Genomic DNA, 16,922 nt, shown 5'->3' with positions numbered 1-16,922 from the left:
GCAGGGGCCTTCGTTCGAGGCCCCCGCGTTGCCGGGTGGGTCAGCCGAAGAGGACTTCGGCTTCAGCGAGGCGCTCCTTGGGGACCGTCTTGAGCGCCGCCGTCGCCTCCCCGAGCGGGACCCGGACGATGTCGGTGCCGCGCAGGGCGACCATCTTGCCGTGGTCGCCGTCGGTGATGGCGTCGATGGCGTGCAGGCCGAAGCGGGTGGCCAGGACCCGGTCGTAGGCCGTGGGGGTGCCGCCGCGCTGGGTGTGGCCGAGCACGACCGCGCGGGACTCCTGGCCGGTCCGGTGGGCGATCTCATCGGCCAGCCAGGTGCCGACACCACCGAGCCGGACGTGCCCGAACGCGTCCTTCTCGCCACCGGCCAGCAGCTCCTCGCCGCCCTCCGGGATCGCGCCCTCCGCGACGACGATGATCGGGGCGTACTGGCGCTCGAAGCGCTGCTGGACCCAGTCCACGACGCGCTCGACGTTGAACTCCTGCTCCGGCACCAGGATCACGTTCGCGCCGCCCGCCAGGCCCGAGTGCAGGGCGATCCAGCCCGCGTGCCGGCCCATCACCTCGACCACCAGCGCGCGGTGGTGCGACTCGGCCGTCGTGCGCAGCCGGTCGATCGCCTCGGTGGCGATGTGCACGGCGGTGTCGAAACCGAAGGTGTAGTCGGTGGCGTCGAGGTCGTTGTCGATCGTCTTCGGCACGCCCACCACCGGCACGCCCTCCTGGGTGAGCTTCTCGGCCACGCCGAGGGTGTCCTCACCGCCGATGGCGACCAGCGCGTCGATCCGGTGCTCGGCGATCGTGGCCTTGAGCCGGTCCACGCCACCGTCGACCTTGAACGGGTTGGTGCGCGAGGAGCCGAGGATCGTGCCACCCCGGTTGAGGATCTCCTCCACCTTGTCCAGCGTCAGCGGCGTCGTCAGGCCTTCGATCGGGCCGAGCCAGCCGTTCCGGAATCCGATGATCTCGTGCCCGAAGACCGAGACCCCCTTGCGGGTCACCGCGCGGAGCACCGCGTTGAGCCCTGGGCAGTCGCCGCCACCGGTGAGTACTCCGACACGCATTCCAGCGGGCATCGCTGTTGCCGCCTCCTCGAATCCAACCCGTCAGTGATCCACGTCTCCCCCTCGGGACAGCGTTTCACGGACTGGATCGGTGCAGCAAGAACCTGACGTGCTTACTCGCCGGTATGGCGGAATTACAGCGGGTATCCGCGCTTGCGCTGGATCTCCTCAATGACCTTCCAGCGCTCGAGGTTGTGCTTGGCGTCGGCGAGCGCGTCGTGGGCGTTGTCCGGGGCCGACGGCAGCTTGGGCTTGCCGACGTCCTCCCAGCGCTGCCGCAGGTCGCGGGTGAACTTCGGGATCCGGGACGGCAGCGTCGGCATCGGGCCCCACAGCTGCGCCAGCGCCACGTGGTCGTAGGCGGCGTACCAGGCCCACAGCTCGATGTTCCCGCTGCGCGAGGTGAGGAACTTGTACAGGTCCTCGCGGATGCGGGACCGGGACTTCCAGCACTGCTCGGCCGGCGGCGGCAACTGCGGCAGGACGTGCTCGCGCACCCAGGCGCCCGCCCGGGCGGCGTCGAACTCGGTGGACACCGCGTAGAACTCGCGACCCGTCTCGTCGACCACACCGATCGACACCAGATCGATGGTCCGCCCGTCCTCGATGAACTCGCAGTCGTAGAAGTACCGCACCCACGAAGCGTATGCGGCGGTGTTCGAGCGACTCGGTCGGGCCCGTCAGCCCGCCTTGGACTGCGGCAGCCGCGAAGCCGAACTGCTGCTCCACCCGCCCAGGTCGTTGCCCTGCGCGGCCAGCTCGTCCTTGACCTTGGAGGCGTAGACGTCGACGTACTCCTGCCCGGAGAGCTCCATCAGCGCGTACATGATCTCGTCGGTGATCGAGCGCTCGACGAAGCGGTCACCCGCCATGCCCTCGTAGCGGGAGAAGTCCAGCGGCTCGCCGACCTTGACCACGACCTTGTGCGGCCACCACATCTTCGAGCCGATCGGGTTGACCTTGTCGGTGCCGAACATCGCGATCGGGATCACCTGCATCCCCGACTCCAGCGCCATCCGGGCCACACCGGTCTTGCCCTTGTAGAGACGGCCGTCCGGGGAACGGGTGCCCTCCGGGTAGACGCCCAGCAGCTTGCCCTCCGACAGCAGCCGCACACCCGTGTCCAGGGCGGCCTGCGCGGCGGCACCGCTGGAGCGGTCGATCGGCACCTGGCCGACGCCGGAGAAGAACGCCTTCTTGAACTTGCCGCGCACACCCTTGCCGGTGAAGTACTCGCGCTTGGCCAGGAACGTCACCCGCCGCGGCATCATCAGCGGCATGAAGAACGAGTCGGCGACGGCCATGTGGTTGCTGACCAGGATCGCGCCACCCTCGCGCGGCACGCGCTCGACGCCTTCGACTCGCGGGCGGCAGAACAACTTCATGAGGGGACCGAGCAGTAGGTGTTTCATCACCCAGTACATCACGGCGCCGCCGCCTCCTCACGCGCGAAACTTTGCTGTTCAGCCTACGGAGCGCGAACTTTGCGCACAATGAGCACCGTCCGGAAACCGATCACGTCACACCTGGTATGGAATCCTCCGTTCCGCTCGTTGTGCACTGCGCCGCGAACGGCCGATCCTCGGACGCTCGCGAGCCAGTCCCAATCGGCGGCTCCGCGTGCGACGATGAAGCGCAACAGGCACAGCGGCCCCGTGGCGTTCGAGCCGGGTGGGAGGTTCACGGGTGGGAGGAACAGGGTCAGTGCTAGTCGGCGCAGAACCATTCGCGCACGAGGGCTCCGACGACATCGGCGTGCTGCTGTGCCACGGGTTCACCAGCACGCCGCAGAGCATGCGGGGCTGGGCCGAACACCTGGCCGAAGCCGGCCACACCGTGCGCTGCCCGCTGCTCCCCGGCCACGGAACGCGGTGGCAGGAACTCAACCGGACGACCTGGCGCGACTGGTACGGCGCCGTCGAGCAGGCGCTCGACGAGCTGCGCGACCGGTGCCGGTCGGTGTTCGTCTTCGGGCTCTCGATGGGCGGCACGCTGACGCTGCGCCTCGCCGAGCTGCACCCCGACATCGCCGGGATCGTGCTGGTCAACCCGTCGGTCATGACCCTGCGCAAGGAGGCCAAGCTGCTGCCGGTGCTCAGCAGGGTCGTTCCGTCGATGGCGGCCATCGCGGGTGACATCGCCAAGCCGGAGGTCGTGGAGCTGGCTTACTCGCGCCTGCCGCTGCGCGGCATGGCGAGCCTGCAGCAGATGTGGAGCGTGGTGCGGGCCGACCTCGGATCGGTCCGGCAGCCGCTGCTCCTGCTGCACTCCGCCGTCGACCACGTCGTGGAGCCGGAGAACTCCGCGATCGTGCTGCACGAGGTGGGCAGCCAGGACGTCACCGAGGTCGTGCTCGACGACAGCTACCACGTCGCGACCCTGGATCACGACGCGCCGCGAATCTTCAGCGACAGCGTCGAGTTCGTGCACCGCGTCCACAGCGCACGGGTCGGTGAGTCGGCATGAGCGCCCGCCACAACTCCTCGGACGGGCCGGAGGACATCGACGCCGCCTTCGCCGAGATCGTCGCCGACCTCGAACGCGACACCAAGTTCGGCAAGTGGCCGGGCGAGGACGACGACGCGCAGCCGCAGCCGTCCCCGGAGGAGCCGACGCGTCCGGCGGCCGACGCACCGGAGGAGACCAAGCCGGTGGAACCGCCCGCGGAGCAAGGTCCGCGCGATTGGGCCCCGGCAGCGGAAGAGGAGGAGCACTTCGTTCCGCCCGAGCCCCCGCCGCTGCCGATCCCGCGCCCGGCGACCTTCCTCGGAGTCGGGATCGTGGTGCTCGGAGTGCTGGTGCTGCTGATCCCCGGCCTGGCGGGCATCGCGGCGACCGTGAAGCTCCCGCTGGGCCTGGTGCTGATCAGCGCCGGTATCGGCTGGCTGCTCTTCCGGCTCCGGCACACGCCGCCCAGCGATTCCGACGACGACGGCGCGCAGGTTTAGCAGAGGCCCGTTGCCTCAGGGGACTTTCGGGCCGGTCAGGACGTGCTGGCGGGCCATGGCCGCCGCCCCGATCATCGCGGCCGGGTCGCCGTGGTGGGCGACGCGGACCCGGGCGAGGGGCCGGTGGCCGGAGCCGGTGACGGCCGCCGCGTAGTGATCGCGGGCCTTGTCGAGGAACAGGTGCGCCGAGTCGGAGACACCACCGGAGATGACCACGACCTCGGGGTCGTAGACGTCGGCGACCAGCGCCAGCCCCTCCCCCAGCCAGCGGGCCAGGTCGTCCCACGCGCGGACCGCGACCTCGTCTCCGGCGTCCGCTGCGCGGGCGACGTCGAGGCCGGACGGTTCCGCCGGGAGCGACGTGCTGCCGGTTCCGGTGAGCTCGGCGGCGGTCGTGGCCAGCGCGGTTCCGCTGCAGTAGCGCTCCCAGCAGCCGCTCTTGCCGCACGGGCACTCCCGGCCGCCCGGCACCAGCCGCAGGTGGCCGAGTTCCGGCGCCACGCCGAACGCGCCCCGGAAGACCTCGCCGTCGATCACCAGCGCACCGCCGATGCCGGTCCCGATGGCCACCAGGGCGGCGACGCGGGCACCGACGGCGGCGCCGAAGCGCTGCTCGGCCACGGCCGCCGCGTTCGCGTCGTGCTCCAGCACCACCGGGAGCCCCAGCCGGTGGGAGAGCTCGTCGGCGACGGCGACGTGCCGCCACGGCAGGTGCGGCGCGAACCGCACCACCCGGCGGTCTTCGCTGACGAAACCCGCGACCGCCAGACCGACTCCGTCGATCGGGTACTGATCGGTGAGCACCCGGACCGTGTCGGCGATGGCCGTGTTGAGCTCCGGACCCGTCTTCGGGGTCGGCACCCGGTGCATCCGCAGGATCTGGCCGTGCTCGTCCGCCACGGCCGCGCGCACGCTGGTGCCGCCCACGTCCACGCCGATGGTCAGCACACCGCGTCTCTCTCCGCCAGAACCGGTCCCGCGACCCGCTGGACCTGGATGCGCTGCACCTTCGGCTCCTCCGGCTGAGCCTCCTCCGGCTCGTCCGCGGAGGGCTCGGCGTGGTCGGCCAGCGCTTGCCTCAGCTGCTGGACGATGCCCAGCAGCTGGTCGTTGAGCTCGGGACGCTGCCCGCGCGCCAGGTCCATCGCCGCGCACAGCGGGCACCAGCCGCAGCCCGCACCGGACTCGTCCGGCTGCCCGTCGCGCGCGCAGCCGCGCAGGTACTCCTCCGCCTTGCCCGCCAGGGCGTCCAACAGCAGCCGCAGCTCTTCGAGCAGTCGATCGTGCTCGCGCATCTGGTTCACCGCATCCACAGATCGGGGTCGGGACGGAACCGCACCGTCAGCCCGTCGTCGCCGGCCACGGCCGAGGTCACCACGCACCGCTGCAGCACAGCGGGCAGGGCGACGAGCCGTCGCCGTCCATCGACGGTAATCGCCAGCTCGGGTCCGATCCGGGCCAGGTCCAGCTCGGCCGCCGGGTGCAGCGGCAGACCGATGCGCAGCGTGTACTCCGCGTCCAGCGACTTGCCGCCACCGCCGACGCGCATCTCCGGCGGGGTCGCGTCGTTGGCGAGCGGGTCGCCGTCGCCGTAGAGCTCGGCGCCGAGTTCCAGCAGCTGCGCGGTGCCGACCGGCTCGGCCGCGCGGTGCTCGACGGTGCGCAGCGGCAGGTCGGTGGCCGCGCGCAGCGTGTCGAGGACCGCCTCCTGCTCCTTGCGGCGGGTCCGCAGCCAACCGGCGGCGTCGCCCCGAGCCGAACCCGGGTGCGGGACCACGCGATTGGCGACCAGCCCGTCGACGCGGATCCGCTGCAGCGCGAGGGCCGTCAGCGTCCTGCGGGTCTCGGCGGCGACGACGGATTCCGGCGTCAGCACCAGGCGAACGCTGGTGCCGGGATCGGTGAGCATGTCCTTGAGCGCGGCCAGCTGCTCGGCGAGCCTGCCGAGCCCGTCGGCGACGGCGTCCCAGCGCTCCACCTGGTCGCTGCCGGCGATGCCGGCCAGCAGACCGCGAACGGCCCTGCGGTGGGCGGGGAACAGCCGCTCCAGGTACCCGGCCAGGGACTCCGGAAGTGCCAGCAGGCGCAGCGTTTCGGCGGTCGGGCCGCAGTCGACGATGACGGTGTCCCACAGCCCGCTGCTCGCGAGCCGGTGCACCTCGGTCAGCGCGAGCAGGTCCTCGACGCCGGGCAGCACGGTGAGTTCCTCGGCGTCGACCTCGCCGACCCCCGCGCCCCGCAACAGGGTTCGCAGGTGCTCGCGGAGCTCGCGCCAGGTCCCGTCGACGAGGCTGCGGGTCTGGACCTCGGCGGCGTGCAGCACCGCGCCGGTGTCACCGACGCGGACCTCGGCGGGTTGCGCGCCCAGATCGGCGCCGAGCGCGTCGGCCAGCGAGTGGGCCGGGTCGGTCGAGACCGCCAGCACCTTGCCGCCGTCGCCCCCGACGCGCGCGGCAGTGGCCGCGGCCAGGGTCGTCTTGCCGACCCCGCCCTTTCCGGTGAACAGCAGGATGCGCAATGGGCGGTCTATTCCGCTTCCACGCGGCGCTTGAGCTCCTTGAGCGCCGTATCCATGATCATCTTCTCCGCCTTGCGCCGGAACAGGCCGATCATCGGGATCGCCAGGTCGACGGCGAGGCTGTAGGTGACCTCGGTGCGCTCGTCACCGAGCGGTTTGAGCGCGTAGCTGCCCTTCTGGGCCTTCTGCACCTGACCTTCGACCAGCTCCCAGCTCACCGAGAGACCGTCGGCGGACCAGCTGTAGACGTTGGTGTAGGTGTCCTTGACCACGCCCGCGTCCAGCACGAAGCGGACCCGCTCGGCGCTCCCGCCGGAGTTGTGGGAGAGCACCTCGGTCTCCTTGACCGCTTCCGCCCACTCCGGATACGCCGGGAAATCCGCGATGACCGCCATGATCCGCGCAGCGGGGGCCTCGATCTCGATGGACTGGGTGGACTGATCGACCATGCGCGCAGGCTACCGGGTAGCCACCCGCGCGGCGTCAACGAGGAGCGAGGTTTCTGCGAAGTCCGCGAAACTCACCTCCTCGGGCGTCGTTCACCACCGCAGGACGTACGGCCGCTCCGTCCGCTTGAAGTGCCCGACGTTGACGCACTCGGTGCGGCCGATGCGCATCCGCTGCGACAGCGGCTGGTGCACGTGCCCGAACAGCGACCACCGGGGCTGATCAGCGTTGATGCGCGCCAGCACGCTGGCGGAACCCGCCTCCTGGCTGCGCGCCACCACGTCGTAGGTCAGCTCCGCGACGGCGGGCGGCTGGTGGGTGCACAGCACGTCCACGGCGGGCAGCGAGGCCACCGCCTCGTCGTACTCCTCCGCGACACGCAGGTAGGGCACCCAGGCCGAGTGGGCGCGCAGCGTCGCTCCTTCGGGCAGCCGCACGCCACCGACGAACCCGAACGTCAGCCCGCCGATCTCGGTCGTCTCGCCGTCGAGGACGTGGATGCCCTCGCGCGCGAACTCCGGCCACAGGTAGGGCGCGTCGACGTTGCCGGGCGTCGCGTAGGTGGGCGCGGTCATCGCACCGAACAGCTCCGCGTACTGCTCGCGCACGGCGTCGGCGACCGTCTGGGCCGGGTCGGTCAGGCTCGCCCACAACGAGCGGATGTAGGCCCCGAACTCCGGGCCGCGGCGGCTGCGCCGCAGCTCGGCGAACCGCTCGACCTTCTCCGCGCCGAAGACGCGACCGAGGATGCCGTTGCCGTGATCGTGGTAGTCGACGAAGTCGATCAGGTCACCCAGCACGACCAGCGCGTCGGCCCCGTCGCCGGCGCGCTTGAGCGCCTCGACGTTGCCATGGACGTCGGACACGACGTGAACGCGCAACTTCCAACCCCACTTCCGCGATGACGGCTTCTGTCGAACCTAATCCGCCGAGGTGCCGGATCGCACCGCCCGTTGTGCACTTGTTCTTACCTGCCGTCGCCGCACCCGTCGCGCCGTCGACCGGTGGACGATCGTCCGAATGGAAGAGGTTTAGGCTGTGCCCGCTGGTGTGGCCTGAGATAACGGGGGCTACCGCCCAGTAACTATCAGCGTTAGGTTGAGCCCACTAGACAGGCTTTTCTTCGGAGGTTTCGACGTGCGAGAGTTCAGCGCACCCGCCACTACGAAAGTGGCCGAGGACGAGAACCTCACCGACATGGTGTGGGCCAACGCGGAGCGTTTCGGGAGTACTGTGAGCTTCCGGCGCCGGGTGGACGGCACCTGGGTCGACGTCACCGCCGCCGACTTCGCCGCGCAGGTCTTGGCCGTGGCCAAGGGCATGATCGCCGCCGGGCTGGAACCCGGCGACCGGGTGGGGCTGATGTCCCGCACCCGCTACGAGTGGACCCTGCTGGACTTCGCGATCTGGACTGTCGGATGCATCACAGTCCCGATCTACGAGACCTCCTCGGCCGACCAGGCCGAGTGGATCCTCACCGACTCCGGCGCGAAGGCCGCCTTCGTCGAGACCGAGGCGCACCGCGCCGAGATCGAGAAGGTCATCGACCGGCTCTCCGAGGTCCGCCACATCTGGCAGATCGAGGGACCGACCAGCGGCGGCGCGGCCGGCGCGGTCGACGAGCTCACCGCGCTGGGCGCCGAGGTACCCGACCAGCAGGTGCACGAGCGGCGCAGGGCGGTCACCGCCGAGGACGCCGCGACCCTCATCTACACCTCGGGCACCACCGGCCGCCCCAAGGGCTGCGTGCTGACCCACCGCAACCTGCTCGCCGAGGTGCGCGCCGACATCGACGCGTTCCCGCAGCTGACCAAGCCCGGCAACTCGTTGCTGATGTTCCTGCCGATGGCGCACGTGCTCGCCCGCGCGATCACCATCATGTGCATCTACGGCAAGGTCACCCTCGGCCACACCGCGGACGTCAAGGACCTGATCAACGACCTCGGTTCGTTCCGGCCGACGTTCGTGCTGGCCGTCCCGCGCGTGTTCGAGAAGGTCTACAACACCGCCAAGCAGAAGGCCCACGGCGACGGCAAGGGCAAGATCTTCGACGCCGCCGAGGAGACCGCCGTCCAGTACTCCAAGGCCATGGACGACGGCGGCGCGGGGCTCGGCCTCAAGGCCAAGCACGCGGTGTTCAACAAGCTCGTCTACGGCAAGCTGCGCGCCGCGCTGGGCGGTCGCTGCATCGCGGCGGTCTCCGGCGGTGCTCCGCTGGGCGAGCGGCTGGCGCACTTCTTCCGCGGCGTCGGCGTCCCGGTGCTGGAGGGCTACGGCCTGACCGAGACGACCGCCGCGGCCGCGGTGAACGTCGAGGAGGGCTTCAAGGTCGGCACCGTCGGCCGCCCGCTGGCGGGCACCTCGATCCGCATCGCCGAGGACGGCGAGATCCTGATCAAGGGCGACGTGGTGTTCAAGGAGTACTGGAACAACCCGACCGCCACCGAGGAGTCCATCGAGGACGGCTGGTTCCACACCGGCGACCTGGGCTCGCTCGACGACGAGGGCTACCTGCGGATCACCGGCCGCAAGAAGGAGATCATCGTCACCGCCGGCGGCAAGAACGTCGCCCCGGCCGTGCTGGAGGACGGGCTGCGCTCGCACCCGCTGATCAGCCAGTGCATGGTGGTCGGCGACCAGAAGCCGTTCATCGGCGTGCTGGTCACGCTGGACCCGGAGTTCGTGCCGTCCTGGCTTGCCAACAACAACCGGCCGGCCGACACGCCGATGTCCGAGCTGATCAACGACCCGGACCTGCGGGCCGAGGTCCAGGGCGCGGTCGACGAGGCCAACAAGGCGGTGTCCCGGGCCGAGGCGATCAAGCAGTTCCGCATCCTCACCGAGGACTTCACCGAGGCCACCGGCGAGCTCACCCCGAGCATGAAGCTCAAGCGCAACAAGGTCGCGGAGAACCACGCGGCCGACATCGAGGCGATCTACTCCTGATCCACCGGCACCGTCCGGTCGACCCGGGCGGTGCCGGTGCTCGAACGCCTCCGGGTGACACACGGCGGTGCGACGACCGGATTCCGGTTGGAGCACCGCCGTTCTCGTCCCTCAGGCCAGCGACCTCGGGAGGTCGGCGCCCCAGGCCGCCAGCAGCTGCGGCGAGGTCATGCCGGTGGACTCGTGGAGGGCGGCCTCCGCCTCGTCCGGGCTGGTGGCCATCGCGATGCGGCGGTAGAGCTCGGTGAGGCCCGGCTCGCCCAAGCGCTGCGCCAGGAAGTGCACCACCGACCAGGACTGCTGGTAGGCGAGGTCGAGACGGCGACCGGCCTGGTGGAACTCGCTGTTGGTGGGCAGCCGCAGCGGCGGGCCCACTTCCCGGACCGCGCGGGCGAGGTCCGGGGCGACGTCGCGCGGGGCCAGTCCGCTCTTGCGGTAGCCGATGTAGTCCGGGTAGCCCTCCAGCATCCACATCGGAGCGCCGTCGGCGGTGACCGCCCGAGCCGCGACGTGGGTGATCTCGTGCCGCAGCACCACGCCCAGCGCCACGCCGGAGAGCTGCTCGGTGGTGCTCGGGCTGAGCACGACGCGAGCTCCCTCCACCCGCCTCGTCCGGGTGTCCACCAGATCGGCGATCGCCACACCGGCGATGCCGTCGACGGCGAACTCCGGTCCCACCAGCGACCGCAGCTCCTCCGGTGAGCCGGGAACCAGCACGCCCACGCGCTGCGCCCAACCCCTCCCCCACACCTCGGTCACGTCGGCCACCGATGCGTCCAGCTGCTCCGCGACCCGGTCCACAGCGGCGGCGTCGTGGCCGACGACCACCCCGCGATCGGTGCGGCGCACCTCGACGCGGCCGAAGTCCCACGGTCCGCGCCACGCGTCGGGCACCACGCCGGTGTCCTCGGCGAGGTACCAGGAGGCACCTCGGCGGACGAACAGGTAGCCGAGCGGGCGCTGCGTGGGCACCGAATCGGCACCGGAGAGCGCGTACCGCAGCACCACCCGGGACGCCAGCACCTCGTCGGCGGCCGGAACCGGGGCGTGCGCCAGCGGAGCGCCGTCGAGCCGGTAGCCGAAGCTGCTCAGCGGCACGGACCGCAGGTTGTGGAACAGCTGCAGCTGGCGCTGCTGGAACTCGGCGGGCGCTTCCGGGTCCACAGTGGCTGCGAACGCCGCTTCGTCGCCGTCCCGGATGGATTCCTCGCGGCGGGCCAGCAAGTCGCGCACGGCCATCTCAGGGGCCGGCAAGCGGGCGGCCAGACCCGCGTGCCCGGCCGAGGCCGGGGCCGGCGGCGGTTCGACCGGAGCCGGCGACGGCAGACCCACCAGCGCGAGCCCACCCAGCACCGCAGCCGACGCGGCGAGCACCAGCCAGCCGCGCGCTTTTCCGGTCGAAGACACGGCTCGCATCGTAAGTCCGTTCACCGCACCGGTCGACGCACACCGCACGTGAAAACATTTCGGGGCCGGCACCCGAAGGCACCGGCCCCGAAGCACGACTTCGCGGATCAGCCCGCCACGCGGCGCATGGCCGTGACGTCACCGATCTTCTTGTAGTCGGTCACCTTCACCACGTCGCCCGAGGTCGGGGCGTGCACGGCCTTGCCGTTGCCGATGTACATCGACACGTGGCTGACCGGGCTGTAGTAGAAGATGAGGTCGCCCGGCTTGAGCTGGCTGGCCGTCACCGACTTGCCCTCGCTGACCTGGGTCTTGGTCGAGCCGCCGATGGTCACGCCCGCCTGCTTGTAGGCCCAGTACATGAGCCCGGAGCAGTCGAAGCTGCTGGGGCCCTTGGCGCCCCAGACGTAGGGCGAGCCCTGCTTGCCCAGCGCCGCGTTGACGGCCTGGATGGCCGCACCGGCACCGGCGATCGAGCCGACACCGGTCTCACCGTCGGAGATCAGGGAGTCCTGGTCCTCGCCGCTGAGCTCGGCGTACTTCTCCTCGACCTTCTCGATCTGGTCCTTCATGGCCTTGGACTTGTTCTTCATGTCCACGGCCAGCCGCGCGGCGTCCTGCTCGGCCTGGGCCGCGCGGTTGCGCGCGTCCTTCGCGGTCCGCTCCGCGTTCTCGGCCTGGTGCGTGGCCGCCGCGAGCGCCTTGACCGCGTCGTTGTTGTCCTTGGCCAGCGCGTCCAGCGCGGAAGCGCGGTTCAGGAAGTCGTCCGGGGTCTCGCTCACCAGCAGTGCGGAGAGCTTGTTCAACCGCGCGCCCTGGTAGGAGGCGTGGGTGAGCTTGTCGACCTGGCCGCGGAACCGCTCTTCTTCACCGCGGGCCTGGTTGGCGACCTGCTCGGCCTGCGCGGCCTGAGCTTCGGAACGAGCCAGTTCGGCCTTCTTGGCCTCGTGGTCGTCCTCGGCCTTCTTCATGTCCTCGGTGAGCTGCTCAGCCTGGTGCTGGAGCTCGCGGACCTGCTTGGCCGCGTCCGAGGCGTTGTTCGGGAGAGGCGGGTCTGCGAGGGCGGCACCGCCGGAGGTCATGCCGACGACTGCAGCGACCGCGGTAGCGGCCAGGGCGCCTCGCAATGAGCGCTTGATTCCGTGCGACGCCACGTCGCGCACAGCTCCTTCTGATTCCGACCGCCTGACCGCATGCGGAAAACCCGCTGGAACGCGGCCCGGTTCCCCGACAAAACCGAATCAGCGGCGCCTCGCGTGTCGCCCGGTATGAGCAACTGATCGCCACGAGGACTCAGGTAGGTTACGAAAGGTGAGGCGACACGTCTAGAAGCGGGGCCCGTTTTCTACTGAGCGCGACCGAACACCCCTAACGGAGGATAGTCACTTGCTCACAGTAACGGATCTTGCGCCACCGTCACCTGGACTTGTCACCACAACACGCCCACCTTCGGGATACGGAGCGTACCCGAGTGATCCACTATGACTTCGGACACCTCCCCGAAGTCGCCGGGCGGCACCAGAACAGCGACGAACGGCTGGACCCGGTTTGAGAATGCGGCGGAGCCGCTGTTTCAGGTGCGGGACTCAACCTGCACCGCCGCAGGTTCTGAGCGGCTTCGTGGCGAGTACGTCGCGACGCCGTGTATTGGACATACATCAGGAGCGGCGCAGGGAGTCCACGGAGCCGCTCAGGTTCTGCTACCCGCACCGCTGAGCAAAACGACTCCTCACAGCACCTAGACCCGGTTCAGCCGCGCCAACAACATCGCCGAGGACACCGAGTAGGCGCCGCGCCGCTGCACCGAGGTCACCACCGCCCGGTCCGACGTGGCGACCACGACCTGACGGCCCTCCGGCTCTGCGGCGACCAGATCGCGGATCACGTCGTCGGCCTGCACCCCTGATTCGCTGAACAGGACCCGCACACCACGAGGTCCCGCCGTCGGCACCGCCAGCACGTCCGCGCCGTCGAAGACCAAGGTGACCTCGGCACCGGTGCGAGCGGCCAGCGCCGCGAGCTGATGGCCCAGCCGATCGCGCTGATCGGCCAGCGGCAGCTCCGGGTACCCGGTCTTGGTGACGTTGTAGCCGTCCACGATCAGGTGCACCGCGGGCAGGCCCAGGAGCCGGTCCAGCGCGGCGACGTCGGCGACCTCGCCGGAAGTCGCCCTCTGCTCCCGGACCCGCCGCACCACGTCGGCCGGGCGCGGCCCGGAACCGGCGGCACCCAGCTCGCGGCGCAAACCGCCGACCGCGCCCTCCAAGGTCTCCAGCAGCAGCGCCAGCCGGACCTCGTCGCCCTGCCGGGCCTCCCGGGCGCTCTCCCGCGCCACCCGCACCTCCGCGGCGGCGTGATCGGCGCGCTGCCGCTCCTCCTGCGCGCGCAGGCGTTCGCGGTCCCGGTCGGCGGCGACCTCGGCGACGGCCGATTCCCGCTCCTCGTGGGCCCGCGCGAGCTCCTCCCGCGCGGCCTCGGCGGCGTCCTTGGCCTCCCGCAACCGCACGCCCTGCTCGCGCAGGCGCTTCCGCAGCCGGTCGGCCTCCGCGTTGCCCGCGGCCTGATCCGCCGACTCGCGAGCCTGCGCGAGCTCCGCCTTGAGCCGGTCGACCTCGGTGGTCAGCCGCTCGACCTTCGCCAGGGCCGAATCGCGTTCGGCCCGCAACTGCCCCTGCTCGCTGCGGAACCCGATCAACTCCGCGTAGTGCGAGGCGATCGCGGCGCCCTGCAACACCGCCGCGGCACCGACGACCACCGGATCCGGGTCCTGCAACGACAACGCCCCCGGGCGGTGGTTGCGGCACCAGTCCAGCACCGAGGTGCGGAACACCGAGGAATCGCGCAGCGCGCTCAGCAGCGCGGGCTGACCGAGCTTGGCGCGCTTGGCCGGTGCGAAGCGCACCACCGGGCGCAGCGCGGCGGGCACGTCGGTCGAGCGCATCTCGTCGAGCGCGCCCGCGGCCAGGTCGGCCAGCCGGGCGCGCAGCGGAGGCGGCAGGAGCTCGGGATCGACAGGCGCGGCACCGGGAGTCTGCTGGGAACCGTCCACAGCGGACTCCTCCGGAGTGGGGCCGTCCGGCCCCGAGTTCGGTGTCGCCATTCCCACAGGCTAATCGCCGTCGTTCCGCGCACACGCACGCGTCGCGGTGTCGGTGGTGGGACGTAGCGTGCCGATGATGTCCGCGCACCGCCAGCTGACCTTCGACGAGATCGCCATCAGCGAGGAAATCCCGCTGCAGGAGGCGACGTTCGTGGTGGTCGACCTGGAGACCACCGGTGGCGACCGGCAGGGCGACGCCGTCACCGAGATCGGCGCGGTGAAGGTGCGCGGCGGAGAAGTGCTCGGCGAGTTCGCAACCCTGGTCAACCCCGAACGCGGCATCCCGCCCGCCGTCGTGTCGATCACCGGCATCACCGAGGCGATGGTGCACGACGCACCTCGCTGGGACAGCGTGCTGCCCGCGTTCCTGGAGTTCTGCCGGGGCGCGGTTCTGGTCGCGCACAACGCTCCCTTCGACCTCGGATTCCTGCGGGCCGGCTGCGAACAGCTCGGACTGGAATGGCCGAAACCGCAGGTGGTCGACACCGTCCGGCTGGCTCGCCGGGTCCTGACCCGCGACGAGACGCCCAACCACAAGCTCGGCACGCTGGCCCGCGTCCTGGGCGCCCGCACCGAACCCGTGCACCGCGCGCTGGACGACGCCCGCGCCACCGTCGACGTGCTGCACGCCCTGCTGGAACGGCTCGGACCGCTCGGCGTGCGCACCCTGGAGGACCTGCTCGGGCACCTCCCGGACGTCACACCCCAGCAGAAGCGCAAGCGCGGCCTGGCCGACTCGCTGCCCAACTCCCCCGGCGTCTACCTCTTCCGCGGCCCCAACGACGAGGTCCTCTACGTCGGGACCGCCTCCGACCTGAGGCGACGCGTGCGGCAGTACTTCACCGCGGGCGAGCGCAGGGCCCGCGTCAAGGAGATGGTCGGCATCGCCGACCGGGTGGACCACGTCGAGTGCGCGCATCCGCTGGAAGCTGAAGTGCGGGAACTGCGGCTGCTCTCGGCGCACCAGCCCCGCTACAACCGGCGCTCCAAGTTCCCGCAGCGCGCGTGGTGGGTGGTGCTCACCGACGAGGCGTTCCCGAGGCTGTCGATCGTGCGCACGCCGCGCGAGGACGCGCTGGGGCCCTTCGGTTCCCGGCACGCCGCGAGCGCGGCCGTGGAAGCCCTGCAGTCGGCGACCTTCGTCCGGCGCTGCACCGAGCGCCTCTCGCCGCGCAAACCGATCCGCCCGTGCGCGCTGCACGAGCTGGGCCGGTGCGGCGCGCCGTGCGCGGGTTTGCAGAGCGCCGAGGAGTACGCCCCCGAGGTCATCGCCATCCGGGACGTGATCCGCGGACGCAGCGGAGACCTGCTGGAGCGGTTGCGCGAGGAGCTGCAGCGGCTCTCCGACACCGAGCGGTTCGAGGACGCCGCCCACCACCGCGACCGGCTCGCCGATCTCGTCCGCTCGCTGGACCGCGGCCAGCGGCTGTCCGCGCTCGCCTCGGTCCCGGAACTCGTCGCCGCCCGCCCGGACGGCCGGCGCGGCTGGCACCTGTCGGTCATCCGCCACGGCCGCCTCGCCTCCGCCGGGGTCGCCCGCCGGGGCGTCCCGCCGATGCCGGTCGTCGACATGCTCCAGGCCTCGGCGGAAACGGTCCTCGACGGCCCAGGTCCCCTCCACGGCGCCACCGCCGACGAGACCCGCGTCATCTACCGCTGGCTCACCACCGGCGGAACCCGCCTGGTCCGCACCACCACTCCCTGGACCGAGCCCGCGAGCGCAGCAGCCACCTGGCGGACCTGGCTCGACAAGGCCACCACAGGCCGAACCCCCTACGCAGCCATCGACTGACCCCGCCCCGGGGCACCGGAATACCGCAGTAATCAGAACCCCGATTACCGGGGTACTCCGTCCACCACCCGGAAAACTCCCGTAATCAGGGACCCGACTACGGCAGTATTCAGGACCACCACCCGGAAAACTCCCGTAGACAGGGACCGGACTACGGCCGTAATCCGGGTCGTCGCACGGAATACTCCCGTAATCGGGGGTCTGATTACTGCGGTATTCGGGGTTGGGGGTGGGGTCAGGCCGTCATGTCGAAGGCTGCGTTGATCTTGGTGGGGTGGAGGCGGATCGCGAGTTCGCCGGGGACTCCGTTGCGGCGGCCGAAATCCTCGGCCTTGTCCGGTCCGACGTAGCGGGCCGCGATCATCGTGGCGGTGTCGACGAGGTCCTGGGGATCCTCCGACACCTCCGCCGTGCCCTGGACCTGGACGAACGCGTACGGCGGCTGGGGCAGGTCGACGCACAGCGCCAACCTGGGGTCGCGGAGGACGGACCTGCCCTTGGCGGAGTCCTTGCCGGTGTTGAACACCAGCACGTCGCCGTCGACGACGAACCACACCGGCGCGACCAGCGGACGGCCGTCGGCGGCGGTGAAACCGAGCAACCCGGTCCGGGTGCCCTGGGAGAGGAACTCGCGAACCTTCGGATCCTGCAACGTAGCCATGCCCGGACGCTACCGATCGCCGCGAACCCGCGCCGGG

General features: G+C 70.9%; 16 protein-coding genes. 4 read left to right on the top strand and 12 right to left on the bottom strand.

Features of this window, described 5'->3' with window-relative positions; translation table 11 throughout:
• Positions 1–40 precede the first annotated feature (40 nt).
• From KBO27_RS04500 to KBO27_RS04490, 3 genes are all read right to left on the bottom strand, one after another.
• Positions 41–1,066, bottom strand: a complete 1,026-nt coding sequence (locus KBO27_RS04500) for a 6-phosphofructokinase (RefSeq protein WP_210969206.1) — start codon at positions 1,064–1,066, stop codon at positions 41–43.
• Positions 1,067–1,200: 134 nt separating this feature from the next.
• The gene (locus KBO27_RS04495; RefSeq protein WP_132672568.1) at positions 1,201–1,701 is read right to left on the bottom strand and encodes a polyadenylate-specific 3'-exoribonuclease AS; all 501 of its coding nucleotides are present in this window, start codon (positions 1,699–1,701) and stop codon (positions 1,201–1,203) included.
• 45 nt (positions 1,702–1,746) lie between these two features.
• A complete protein-coding gene (locus KBO27_RS04490; RefSeq protein ID WP_210968705.1) occupies positions 1,747–2,493 on the bottom strand; it encodes a lysophospholipid acyltransferase family protein in 747 nt (248 codons plus the stop codon).
• A gap of 277 nt (positions 2,494–2,770) precedes the next feature.
• On the opposite strand from KBO27_RS04490, the gene KBO27_RS04485 reads away from it, so the two are divergent.
• Entirely contained in the window at positions 2,771–3,532 is a 762-nt protein-coding gene (locus KBO27_RS04485; protein WP_210968704.1) for an alpha/beta hydrolase, read from the top strand.
• The gene (locus KBO27_RS04480) at positions 3,529–4,014 is read left to right on the top strand and encodes a DUF308 domain-containing protein (protein ID WP_210968703.1); all 486 of its coding nucleotides are present in this window, start codon (positions 3,529–3,531) and stop codon (positions 4,012–4,014) included. Before KBO27_RS04485 ends, KBO27_RS04480 begins: the two co-directional genes overlap by 4 nt.
• A gap of 15 nt (positions 4,015–4,029) precedes the next feature.
• Here the strand turns inward: KBO27_RS04480 and KBO27_RS04475 are convergent, their stop codons facing one another.
• The 5 genes from KBO27_RS04475 to KBO27_RS04455 form a co-directional block, all read right to left on the bottom strand.
• Positions 4,030–4,962 (bottom strand): ROK family protein, encoded by a 933-nt coding sequence (locus KBO27_RS04475; protein WP_210968702.1) that lies wholly within the window; start codon positions 4,960–4,962, stop codon positions 4,030–4,032.
• Entirely contained in the window at positions 4,956–5,309 is a 354-nt protein-coding gene (locus KBO27_RS04470) for a hypothetical protein (protein WP_246536299.1), read from the bottom strand. Before KBO27_RS04470 ends, KBO27_RS04475 begins: the two co-directional genes overlap by 7 nt.
• A 5-nt stretch (positions 5,310–5,314) precedes the next feature.
• Positions 5,315–6,532 carry an ArsA family ATPase gene (locus KBO27_RS04465; RefSeq protein ID WP_210968700.1) on the bottom strand — a complete coding sequence of 406 codons (1,218 nt, stop codon included), beginning with the start codon at positions 6,530–6,532 and terminating at the stop codon, positions 5,315–5,317.
• 8 nt (positions 6,533–6,540) lie between these two features.
• The gene (locus KBO27_RS04460) at positions 6,541–6,981 is read right to left on the bottom strand and encodes an SRPBCC family protein (RefSeq protein WP_210968699.1); all 441 of its coding nucleotides are present in this window, start codon (positions 6,979–6,981) and stop codon (positions 6,541–6,543) included.
• A gap of 90 nt (positions 6,982–7,071) precedes the next feature.
• Entirely contained in the window at positions 7,072–7,860 is a 789-nt protein-coding gene (locus KBO27_RS04455; protein ID WP_210968698.1) for a metallophosphoesterase family protein, read from the bottom strand.
• A 256-nt stretch (positions 7,861–8,116) separates the two neighbouring features.
• Here KBO27_RS04455 and KBO27_RS04450 point away from each other — a divergent pair, with 256 nt between their 5' ends.
• Positions 8,117–9,925 (top strand): AMP-dependent synthetase/ligase, encoded by a 1,809-nt coding sequence (locus KBO27_RS04450; RefSeq protein ID WP_210968697.1) that lies wholly within the window; start codon positions 8,117–8,119, stop codon positions 9,923–9,925.
• 111 nt (positions 9,926–10,036) lie between these two features.
• Here the strand turns inward: KBO27_RS04450 and KBO27_RS04445 are convergent, their stop codons facing one another.
• The 3 genes from KBO27_RS04445 to KBO27_RS04435 all read right to left on the bottom strand — a co-directional run bounded on the left by KBO27_RS04445 (position 10,037) and on the right by KBO27_RS04435 (position 14,432).
• Positions 10,037–11,341, bottom strand: coding sequence for a hypothetical protein (locus KBO27_RS04445; protein ID WP_372448823.1), 1,305 nt, complete (start codon positions 11,339–11,341; stop codon positions 10,037–10,039).
• A gap of 98 nt (positions 11,342–11,439) precedes the next feature.
• A complete protein-coding gene (locus KBO27_RS04440) occupies positions 11,440–12,486 on the bottom strand; it encodes a C40 family peptidase (RefSeq protein WP_307870233.1) in 1,047 nt (348 codons plus the stop codon).
• 584 nt (positions 12,487–13,070) lie between these two features.
• Positions 13,071–14,432: an NYN domain-containing protein gene (locus KBO27_RS04435; RefSeq protein WP_210968695.1), complete on the bottom strand. Its 1,362-nt coding sequence runs from the start codon at positions 14,430–14,432 to the stop codon at positions 13,071–13,073.
• 76 nt (positions 14,433–14,508) lie between these two features.
• Here KBO27_RS04435 and KBO27_RS04430 point away from each other — a divergent pair, with 76 nt between their 5' ends.
• Positions 14,509–16,224, top strand: a complete 1,716-nt coding sequence (locus KBO27_RS04430; protein ID WP_210968694.1) for a DEDD exonuclease domain-containing protein — start codon at positions 14,509–14,511, stop codon at positions 16,222–16,224.
• Between the two features lie 235 nt (positions 16,225–16,459).
• On the opposite strand, the gene KBO27_RS04425 is transcribed toward KBO27_RS04430, so the two are convergent.
• On the bottom strand, positions 16,460–16,885 hold the full coding sequence (locus tag KBO27_RS04425) for a PPOX class F420-dependent oxidoreductase (RefSeq protein WP_210968693.1): 426 nt from the start codon (positions 16,883–16,885) through the stop codon (positions 16,460–16,462).
• Between the last annotated feature and the right edge of the window lie 37 nt (positions 16,886–16,922).

The sequence above is a fragment of the Saccharopolyspora endophytica genome, assembly GCF_018070075.1.
GTDB lineage: Bacteria > Actinomycetota > Actinomycetes > Mycobacteriales > Pseudonocardiaceae > Saccharopolyspora > Saccharopolyspora endophytica.
This window is presented reverse-complemented; position numbering and strand designations above follow the sequence as displayed.